The organism is Amycolatopsis sp. NPDC051106 (assembly GCF_040682775.1).
In the GTDB taxonomy this organism is placed as follows: Bacteria; Actinomycetota; Actinomycetes; order Mycobacteriales; family Pseudonocardiaceae; genus Amycolatopsis.
In genome coordinates this window covers 37,616-47,232 of sequence record NZ_JBFBBQ010000067.1, presented here as the reverse complement: position 1 = coordinate 47,232, position 9,617 = coordinate 37,616, and the positions used below count along the sequence as shown (strand labels likewise).

Genomic DNA, 9,617 nt, shown 5'->3' with positions numbered 1-9,617 from the left:
CCCGCCCCTCCGCGCGCGCCGCGGCGGGGGGGGGGCGCTGCGTGAGCTCGCCGCCGACGTCCTGCCGCACACGCCGCTGGGCGCGCCCGGCGGGATCGCCTCCGCCGGGCAGCGGGCCTGGCGCTGGGAAGGCGAAATGGCCGAGATCGCCGAAGCGTGCGCGGACGCCGGGCTCTCGCCCGCGTTCCTGACCGCCGCGCAGGAGCTGTTCGGCCGCTGGCGCGAGCACCGCGACGACGACGGCGTCACGGTGCTCGACCTCCTTCAGGCGCTGGTCACCCGGCCGGGGTGACGTCGATCAGGACCTTCCCGGTCGCCCCCTCCTCGGACGCGATGTGGGCCTTCGCGGTCTCCTCGAGCGGGAAGCGGTGGACCGGCACACCGCGGTCCTCGCCGAGCCGCAGCGCGCCGTCGGCGAGCGCCGCCGAGACGTCTTCGGCGCCGGCGCGGAGCTTGTCCGCTCCCACCGTGTAGAGCACCAGGAACTGGTACCGCGCGTTCAGCCACAGGTTCGCGCCGAAGTCGAGGGTGACCTTCCCGGTACCGCGGTCGTCGCCGTAGATCGCGACCGTGCCGCGCGGGTGCAGGACCTCGGTGTGCAGCGCGGCGTTGACCCCGGCCGCGACCTCGACGACCAGGTCGACGCCGTCCGGGGCGACCTCGCGGATCCGGGCGGCGAGGTCCGGGTCGGGGTAGCGCAGCACGTGCTGGGCGCCGGCCGCGCGGGCGAGCGCGGCCTTCTCGTCGCTGCTGACGGTCGCGATCACCGTCGCGCCGGCCCAGCGGCCGAGCTGGATGGTGGCGTTGCCGACCGCGCCGGCGCCGCCGCTGACCAGCACCGTCTTGCCGTCGAGGGCGCCGGGGGAGAGCCGGGAGGGCCCGTCCTCGGCGACGGTCAGCGCCCGGTGCGCGGTCAGCCCGGGGACGCCGAACCCGGCGCCTTCGTCGAAACCGGCGCGGTCGGGCAGGGGAACGACCTTCTCCGCCGGGAGCACCGTGTACTCCTGCGCGGTGCCGGCCGCCGGGCCGTGGGTGCCGGCGAGGATCAGCCACACGCGGTCGCCGGGGGCGACCCCGGTGACGTCCGGGCCGACCGCGTCGACGACCCCGGCCCCGTCCTGGTTGGGGACCGTGTCGGGCGTCTCGGTCCCGGCTTCCGCGCCGCGGCCGAGCCGGGCCTTCCAGTCGGTGGGGTTGACCGCGGACACGACGATCCGGACGCGGACCTCGCCGGGACCCGGGTCCGCGACGGCCCGCTCCGACACCGACAGCACTTCGGGTCCGCCGTGGCGGCGGTAGACGACTGCTTTCATGCCGGGTGCAATCCGGGTTACCCCGGGGTTATTCCCGGCCGGACGGAAAATGCGGTGACGGTGAATCCGCAGCGTGGGCCACCCGATTGTTCGCCGCCGGGCGAAAACGGCGTGAAAACGGGCGCCGCGTGGGTGATCCCCCGGCCGGGCGATTTTCGGTGCTGCCCGAGCGAAATCGGCCGCCGTCGCAGAAACTGGGCGCGTGGGAGAGGAAAAGCCCGGTCCGGGGGACGAGCGGCCGAAGCGCGACGACGGGGAACCGACGCCGATCTTCGAGGCGGTGTTCAGCGCCACGCGTGCGCGGGCCACTGCGAAAAATCCGCCGGGGGAGCCGGAGAAAACGGGACGCTGAATCGCTTTCGGCGGCGGGGGGAGGGACAGCCAGCGTGCGCGAGGGGTGGGCGTGGCGGGGCTTGGCCGTGACGTTCGCGGCGGTCTCGGCGGCCCAGGCCTACCTCGCGGCGGCGATGGACGTGGCGTGGGCGGCGGCCCTGGCGGTGCTGTTCCTGGCGGCCGCGATCGCGTGCGGGTTTGCCGCCCGCTGACCTGAGGCACATTGTTCGACCTCCGCAGCGAACATGTAGCATGTCGCCCGCACGGGCATCTGCGGTTGAGGAGTGAAGACGTGGCCGGGGTCGTGAACAGCATGATCGCCGCCGAGTACGCGGCGGGCGCCACGATCTCGGAGCTGGCCGAACGCTGGGGCATCGATCCGCGCCAGGTGGTCGAGCGCCTCGCGCGGGTCGACGCCCCTTCCTGAGGGCCGTCGCGAGCCTCAGATAGCGCGTTCTCCCTTGCCCAGCACCACGATCCCGCCTTCGCTGACGTGGTAGTGCCCCCGGTCCCGGGCCAGGTCGACCCCGATGTGTGCTCCGGGCGGCACCACGACGTTCTTGTCCAGGATCGCCCGGCGCACCACCGCGCCGCGGCCCACCCGGGCCCCGTCCAGCAGCACCGATCCCTGGACGACCGCGCCCTGCTCCACCAGTACGTCGGGGGAGAGCACCGAGTCGACGACCTGCGCCCCCGAGATGATGCAGCCGTTGCTGACGATCGACTGGTTCGCCGAGCCGCCCTCGACGAACTTCGCCGCCGCGCGCTGGCCCGGGTGGGCCAGGATCGGCCACTTCCGGTTGTAGAGGTTGAAGATCGGGTGCGTCGAGATCAGGTCGGTGTGCGCTTCGTAGTAGCTGTCGATCGTCCCGACGTCGCGCCAGTAGCCGTGGTCGCGCTCGGTCTCACCGGGCACGACGTTGCCGTTGAAGTCGTACACCGCCGCCTCGCCCGACTTGACGAGCGCCGGGATGATGTCGCGGCCCATGTCGTGGTGCGAGGCCGCGTTCTCGGCGTCCGCGTGCAGCGCCTCGAGCATCACCTTCGTCGTGAAGATGTAGTTGCCCATCGACACGAACGACTCCTCGGGGGAGTCGGGCAGGCCCGGCGGGTCGGCGGGCTTCTCCATGAACGCGTCGATCATCAGGCCGTCGGTGGTCCGGATGACGCCGAACGAGCTCGCCTCCGCGCGCGGCACCCGGATCCCGGCGACGGTGACGCCGGCGCCCGAGGAGATGTGGGTCTCCAGCATCTGCCGGGGGTCCATCCGGTAGATGTTGTCCGCGCCGAACACCGCGATGTACTCGGGATCCTCGTCGTAGACCAGGTTGAGGCTCTGATGGATGGCGTCGGCGCTGCCCTGGTACCAGCGCGGGCCCAGCCGCTGCTGCGCCGGCACCGGTGTGACGTACTCGCCGGTCAGCGCCGAGAGGCGCCACGTCGTCGAGATGTGCCGGTCGAGCGAGTGCGACTTGTACTGCGTCAGCACGCACAGGCGCCGGAACCCGCCGTGCACCAGGTTCGACAGCACGAAGTCGACCAGCCGGTGCACACCTCCGAAGGGCACGGCGGGTTTGGCGCGGTCGGCGGTGAGCGGCATCAGCCGTTTGCCCTCGCCACCCGCGAGCACGATGCCCAGCACGTCGGCTCCAGTGTTCACGACGACCTCCCGCACGCTTCGTAGAGGGCGACCGTCCGCTCGGCGATCGCCTTCCAGCCGAACTCGCCGACCGCGCGCTCGCGGCCGGCGGTACCCATCGCGGTGGCCCGGTCCGGGGACCCCACCACCTCGTTCAGCGCGGCGGCCAGGCCCGCTTCGAACCCGCGCGCGTCTTGGTCGTCGTAGTGCACGAGCAGCCCGGTCCGGCCGTCGTCGACGACCTCCGGGATGCCGCCGACGTCACTGGCCACCACCGGCGTGCCGCACGCCATCGCCTCCAGGTTCACGATGCCCAGCGGCTCGTAGACCGACGGGCAGGCGAACACCGTGGCGTGGGTCAGCAGCTGCACGACTTCGGGGCGCGGCAGCATCTCCGGGATCCAGCGGACGCCGGTGCGCGTCTTCTCCAGCTCGGCGACCAGCCCGCGGAACTCCGCGTCGAGCTCGGGGGTGTCCGCGCCGCCCGCGCACAGCACGAGCTGGGTGCCGGGGTCGAGCGACGCGGCCGCGCGGACCAGGTGCGGGACGCCCTTCTGCCGGGTGATCCGGCCGACGAACAGGACGTACGGCCGGTCGGGGTCGACTCCGTGCTTCGCCAGCGCGTCGGTGCCCGGGTCCGGGCGGTACAGGGTGGTGTCGATGCCGTTGTGGATCACGTGCACCCGCTCGGGCGGCACCGCCGGGTACGCGTCGAGGACGTCGCGGCGCATGCCGCCGCTGACCGCGACGATCGCGTCCGCGGCTTCGTAGGCCTCGCGTTCGATCCACGACGAGACGCGGTAGCCGCCGCCGAGCTGTTCGGCCTTCCACGGCCGCAACGGCTCCAGCGAGTGCGCGGTGACGACGTGCGGGATGCCGTGCGTCATCTTCGCCAGGTGCCCGGCCAGGTTCGCGTACCACGTGTGGCTGTGCGCGAGGTCGTGGCCTTCGAGGGCGTTCGCCATGGACACGGCGATGTCCATCGTCGTGAACGCCGGCTGGCGGTAGCCGTGGGGATCCGTGTGCCCGGTGGCGTCGGGGCGGTCCGCGCCCCAGCAGTGCACGTCGAGATCGACCAGCGGCCGCAACTCCCGGGCGAGGAACTCCACGTGAACTCCGGCGCCGCCGTAGACCTCCGGCGGGTATTCCCGGGTGAGCAGGCCGACCTTCATGACCGAACCCTATGGCCTTCCCGGCCTCCGGCGCAGTCTGGCGTCCAGGCGAATTTCCTTGATCGCTCGGATGAGCAGGGCTCAGAGGCCGTACAGGCGCGTCCAGTTCTCCCGCGAAGTCAGCTCCGGCACGGCGCTCAGGTACCGCTCCTGGACCGCGGCTCCCTCCTTGCGCAGCCGCTGGATCACCCGGATGCCGCGTTTGGCCAGGTCCAGGGTCTTGGCCCGGTCGTAGGACCGGACGCGGACACCGTCCTGGTTCGCGTCGGTGACGACCACGGTGCCGAACAGTGAGGTGTGCCACCAATGGGCTTCGTCGGCGGGGACGGCGCCGAGACCGTACCGGTGGCGGCCCCTGGTCTGGTCGAGCAGCCGCTTGATCAGCACCACGGCGGTCCGGCTCGGCGGCGGCGCGCTGTTGATGATGCCGATGTCGTTGGACGCGATGCCCGGGACGTCGGTGGCCTTGTGGCGCTTGGTCTCCGGGTACTGGTCCCGGATCCGGCGGATCTCCTGCATCGCCTCCACACCACCGTCACGCAGGATCTCCGGCCCTTCGAGGAAGTCCTCGACCGCCTTGATCAGCGTGGCCGACAGCCCGTACTGCATGCCGAGCAGATACCGCACCAGCTGGGCCAGCAGCACCCGGGAGAGCAGATTGAGGTTGAACGGCGAGTGCAACGCCGCGGTGATGATCGAGTTGCGCAGGTTGAAGTACCGGTGCCACTCGTCCCAGTCCTTCATGTGGAAGTCCGCGTGCCACACCCCCGCACCCGGCAACGTCACCGTCGGGAAGCCGTGCGCGCGGGCCCGGTAGGAGTACTCCGCGTCGTCCCACTGGAAGAAGAACGGCATCGGATACCCCGTGGCCTGCACCACCTCATACGGGATCAGGCACGACCACCAGCCGTTGTACCCGGCATCCAGCCGCCGCTCCTGCCGGTTCGGCTTCAACGTCTCCTCGTCCACCCCGAGCAGGTCAGCGGTGGTCAGGGAGTGCTCGACCGGCTGGCCGGGCTCGAGGGTGTTGAGCCGGGCGTATTCGGCGCCGACGTGCAGCTGGTTGGGGTGGAACAGGTTCAGCATCTGCCCGCCGACGATGATCGGGTTGGCGGCGCGGTTGGAGAACGCCGTCATCCGGATCACCAGGTCCGGCTCCAGCAGCACGTCGTCGTCCATGAACAGCACGTTGGCGTGTTCGGTGGCGGTGTGCCCGGCCACCTCGTACAGCCCGCGGGTGAACCCGCCGGCACCACCGAGGTTGGGCTGCTTGATGTAGTGCAGCTTGTCACCGAGGTCCTTGGCGACCTGCTCGAACCCGTCACGAGACTCGACGAGGTCGGTGCCCTGGTCGGCGACGTAGATCGCGTCCAGGGTTTCCAGCGACGACACGTCCGCGGCCAGGGCTTGGAGGTTTTTGAGGCAGTCGTCGGCGCGGTTCATCGTGCAGATGGTGACCGCGGTCGGGCGGATCTTCTCCGGCGCTTCGACCGTCCAGCGGACCTGCTCCACCCGCAGCGTCTGCCCGCCCTCGGTTTCCAGGTCGAGCCAGAGGGCGCCGCCGTCGTAGAACTTGTCCAGTTTCGCGGTCAGCGTGACCTTCGCCTGCTTGGCGTTCGCGACCTGCTCGGCCTCGACCACCCGCGGTTCGCCTTCGACGTCGGAGGCGCCCAGCGACAGCAGGCCGGTGCCGGTCACGACGGCCTCGACCGACACCTCGGTCACGGTGGACCAGCGCTGCCAGTAGGAGGCCGGGAACCGGCCGAAGTACGTGTTACCCGACACCTTCGTGCCCGGCTCCAGCCGGATCGCGTCGCGGTCCCGGACCGCCGCGCCGGTGTGCACCTCCGCGTAGAGGTCCTTGCTGACGATCGGCGCCGGGCCCGTGAACAGGCCGCGCTGCGCGGTGAGGCCGGTCATGCTCAAGCTCCGCTTCCGTTGCCCCGGACGAGATGCAGCTGCTGGGTGCCGGCCCACGGCGACGTCAGCGTCCAGCGGGCCAGCGCACCGGGTGGCGGATCGCCGCGCACCAGGGCGTAGTCGGTGACGATCGGCCGGTCGCCGAAGTCGAAGAACCGGAAGTTGACGTCGACCAGCGCCCGCCCGAGCGCGCCGAGGTGGGCCTCGCGCTCGGTGATGGCCGGCCCGACGGCGCCGCGGTCGTCGAACAGGTCGACGATCGCGCAGCCGCAGCTGTAGGCCAGCACGCCGATCTCACCGCCGCTGCGCACGGTGCCACCGCCGACCAGCCGGCCCAGCTCCGGGCCGATCCGCTCGTAGTCCGCGGTCGCGGCGTGGTTGGACATCAGGGGCGCGAACCGCCGCGGCAGGCCACCGGCCGCGTAGGCGCCGACACCGATCACCAGGACGCCCGCGACCGCGACGGCGGCCGCCACCAGGGCCGGCACGCGCACCGCGGCCGTCGCGGCGGCCGCGAGGAAGAGCGTCGCCGCGACCAGGCTCGGCCCGTAGTACCAGTGGTACGGCGGGACGTGCAGCCGCGCGTAGGCCAGGTAGTGCGCGATCCCGGCGGGCACCAGCGGGGCGAACGGCCGCACCCGGGCCCACAGCGGGCCTCCCCGGGCCGCGTCCGCGACGCAGAGCGCGAAGGCGAGCAGGGCGAGCGCGGCCGGGAGGAACGACGCGACGGTCGCCCCCGGGAAGACGTCCGCGTAGAGCCCGGGGCCGTTGCCGAAGTCCCACTGTCCCCAGGACTTCTGCAGCGTCTTGATGATCACCGTGTCCGGCACCGCCGACCCGAGCACCACCCAGCTGAAGGCGAACCAGGGGAGCGCGACCGCCGCGGCGGCGAGCACCGACTGCCACGCCTTCTCCCAGAACCGGCGCCGCAGCGCGAAGAGCACCAGCGCGACCACGACCAGGTCGAGGCGGACGAGGGCGAGCAGCCCGGTCAGGACGCCGACGGCGGCCGGCCGCCGTTCCGCCGCGAAGACCAGAAGCCACGCGACGCCGGCCGCGCCGAGCTCGACCTCGAGCCCGATCGACGACAGCAGGAGAGGGTTCACCGTCAGCAGCGCGACGGCGACCGGCGCGAACGAGGACGGCAGCCCCGCCCGGTCGCCGGCCCGGCGCAGCGCGAGGACGAGCGCGACCTGGCACAGCACGAACAGCGCGCCGGCGGCGAGCACCGCGTCGCGCACGACCAGGGTCAGCGTGGCGAGGAGCAGGACGTTCAGCGGCGACGTCGCGGTGTTCGACGTCTCCGCCGCGATCAGCCCCCAGTGCCCGTGGAAGGCGAGGTTGCGCGCGTAGGCCAGCGTGATGAACGTGTCGTCGACGAGGTGCGGGCGCACCACCGCGAAGACGAGGGCGGACCCCACGGCCACGGCGGCGGGCAGCACCCAGCGCCGCGGCCGGGACTCCGGGGCCGCGATCGCCCGTGCCGTTCGGTCGCGCCGCTGCGCCACGGTCACGGTTCGCGGGTGAGGGTGAAGTGGCCGACGCCCTTCGCCGCGGACTCCACTTGCCAGCTGTCGGGTCCGGTGGCCGGACCCGAGGCGTACTGCAACCGGTAGTCCGGTTTGCGGGGGGTGATCGAGCGGTCCAGCCAGTGGTAGTTCACCCGCAGCGCGAGGCTCATCAGCGGGTTCGCCGTCGCGATCCGCTGCTCGACCAGCTGCTTCGCGTGGCCGCGGTCGGAGAACTCGTCGATGATGGCGCACTCGCAGTAGTACGCGAGGGTGCCGATCTCCCCGGGGCTGGCCACGCTCGCGCCGTCGAGCCGCGCGCCCAGGGCCGTGCCGACGCGCGCGTAGTCCTGCGCGCTGGCCCAGTTCCCGAAGATGACCGGCGACTTCCACGGCAGTCCCTGTGCGGCATCGACAGCGGCCGCGCTGAGCACCAGCACCCCGGTCAGCCCGAGCGCCAGCAGCGGGGGACCGGTGCGCAGCGCCGTCCGTTCGCGCGCTTGGCCGTACCAGGCACCGAAGGCCGCTACGGCGAACGTGCCCACCGTGGTCGTCGGAGCCACGTAGTACCAGTGGAACGGGCCGACGCCGATGAACGAATAGGCGACGAAGTAGAGGATTCCGCCGGCGCCGAGCGCCGCGACCGGGCCGAGCGCGGGGAACTCCGGCCAGCGCACGGAGAACCGCGCCGCGGCCCATACGGCGAGCGCGACCGCGCCGAGCAGCGCCGGGACGAACGTCACCAGCACGGTGCCCGGGTAGCCGAGGTAGTACATCACCGGCCCGGTGGTGTAGGTCCACGGCGCGAACAGCCCCGCCTGCGTCTGCTTGATCGCCAGCGTGTCGGGCACGAACGAGCCGAAGGCGACCCAGCTGAAGACGAACCACGGCGCGGCCGTCAGCACCGCGGAACCGGCGGCCGGCAGCAGCCGCCGCCGGATCGCGGGCGCGCTGAGCGCGATCACCACGACGAACACGACGAGGTCGAGCCGGGTGAGGACGGTGAGCCCGGCGGTGACGCCGAACAGGATCGGCCGTCCTTCGAGCGCGAAGACCGTCAGCACCAGCAGGACGGCCGGGATCAAGAGGACTTCGAGACCGATCGCGGACAGCACGAACGGGTTGACCAGGACCAGCGCGACCCCGAGCACCCCGGCCGCGGGCGGCAGCGCCAGCGTCCGCCCGATGCGTTGCCAGGCCCAGCCGAGCGCACCGCCGCACAGGACCGTCAGGATCCCGAGCGCCACGACCGGGTGCGGATCGCCCGTCACCCGCGTCACCAGCGTCAGCGCGGCGAGGAGCAGGACGTTCAGCGGTGACGTCGCGGAGTTCGCGGGCGAGCCGGGGATGATGCCCCATTCGCCGTGCACGGCCAGGTTCTTCGCATAGGCGAGGGTGATGTAGCCGTCGTCGGTCAGACTGCCGCGCACCACCAGGAAAAGGGCGGCGCCCAGCACCGCCCCGAAGACGGGCAGCCACCGGCCCCGCGCGTTCTGCTGCTGCGTGTTCGTTTCCGGAAGCACCTTTTCACCCTGGGGAAGCGCCGTCGGCGCCGGATCCGTCATCTGCCCGATCGACATGCCCCGGGGACCGTAGTGACGATTCATTACAGCGGTGCTACGTCACGGTTATGTCCGCGGGCTCTGTCGACCATCACCCGATCGTGGCATGCCCGGGGTGGGCCCGCAGTGTGACGGGACTCCACTGTGGACGACGGCCGGGGAGTCCGCCG

Annotated in this window: 9 protein-coding genes; 3 read left to right on the top strand and 6 right to left on the bottom strand. The window is 72.0% G+C overall.

From position 1 onward, the window contains the following. The coding region (locus tag AB0M83_RS35685; protein ID WP_364523966.1) for a DUF1932 domain-containing protein at window positions 1–292 on the top strand (292 nt) is incomplete at its 5' end. Here the strand turns inward: AB0M83_RS35685 and AB0M83_RS35680 are convergent. Further along, window positions 276–1,313, bottom strand: coding sequence for an NADPH:quinone reductase (locus tag AB0M83_RS35680; protein WP_364523963.1), 1,038 nt, complete (start codon window positions 1,311–1,313; stop codon window positions 276–278). The two genes, AB0M83_RS35685 and AB0M83_RS35680, sit on opposite strands and share 17 nt — an antisense overlap. A 386-nt stretch (window positions 1,314–1,699) precedes the next feature. Here AB0M83_RS35680 and AB0M83_RS35675 point away from each other — a divergent pair, with 386 nt between their 5' ends. Continuing rightward, the gene (locus AB0M83_RS35675) at window positions 1,700–1,858 is read left to right on the top strand and encodes a hypothetical protein (RefSeq protein ID WP_364523961.1); all 159 of its coding nucleotides are present in this window, start codon (window positions 1,700–1,702) and stop codon (window positions 1,856–1,858) included. 80 nt (window positions 1,859–1,938) lie between these two features. Continuing rightward, window positions 1,939–2,073 (top strand): hypothetical protein, encoded by a 135-nt coding sequence (locus tag AB0M83_RS35670; RefSeq protein WP_364523960.1) that lies wholly within the window; start codon window positions 1,939–1,941, stop codon window positions 2,071–2,073. A 15-nt stretch (window positions 2,074–2,088) separates the two neighbouring features. Here AB0M83_RS35670 and glgC read toward each other — a convergent pair whose 3' ends face one another. The 5 genes from glgC to AB0M83_RS35645 form a co-directional block, all read right to left on the bottom strand. After that, window positions 2,089–3,306, bottom strand: coding sequence for a glucose-1-phosphate adenylyltransferase (glgC, locus tag AB0M83_RS35665; protein ID WP_364523958.1), 1,218 nt, complete (start codon window positions 3,304–3,306; stop codon window positions 2,089–2,091). Beyond that, window positions 3,303–4,457, bottom strand: a complete 1,155-nt coding sequence (glgA, locus tag AB0M83_RS35660) for a glycogen synthase (RefSeq protein ID WP_364523956.1) — start codon at window positions 4,455–4,457, stop codon at window positions 3,303–3,305. Before glgA ends, glgC begins: the two co-directional genes overlap by 4 nt. Window positions 4,458–4,538: 81 nt before the next feature. Beyond that, window positions 4,539–6,377 (bottom strand): glycosyltransferase, encoded by a 1,839-nt coding sequence (locus AB0M83_RS35655; protein ID WP_364523954.1) that lies wholly within the window; start codon window positions 6,375–6,377, stop codon window positions 4,539–4,541. A 2-nt stretch (window positions 6,378–6,379) separates the two neighbouring features. Further along, entirely contained in the window at window positions 6,380–7,891 is a 1,512-nt protein-coding gene (locus AB0M83_RS35650; RefSeq protein WP_364523952.1) for a hypothetical protein, read from the bottom strand. Continuing rightward, window positions 7,888–9,408 (bottom strand): hypothetical protein, encoded by a 1,521-nt coding sequence (locus AB0M83_RS35645; protein ID WP_364523950.1) that lies wholly within the window; start codon window positions 9,406–9,408, stop codon window positions 7,888–7,890. Before AB0M83_RS35645 ends, AB0M83_RS35650 begins: the two co-directional genes overlap by 4 nt. Window positions 9,409–9,617: the final 209 nt, after the last annotated feature.

Excerpts from the sequence above, each read along its gene's own strand:
- glgA (WP_364523956.1), bottom strand. The coding sequence starts at position 4,457 with ATGAAGGTCGGCCTGCTCACCCGGGAATACCCGCCGGAGGTCTACGGC.
- AB0M83_RS35655 (WP_364523954.1), bottom strand. The coding sequence starts at position 6,377 with ATGACCGGCCTCACCGCGCAGCGCGGCCTGTTCACGGGCCCGGCGCCG.
- AB0M83_RS35680 (WP_364523963.1), bottom strand. The coding sequence starts at position 1,313 with ATGAAAGCAGTCGTCTACCGCCGCCACGGCGGACCCGAAGTGCTGTCG.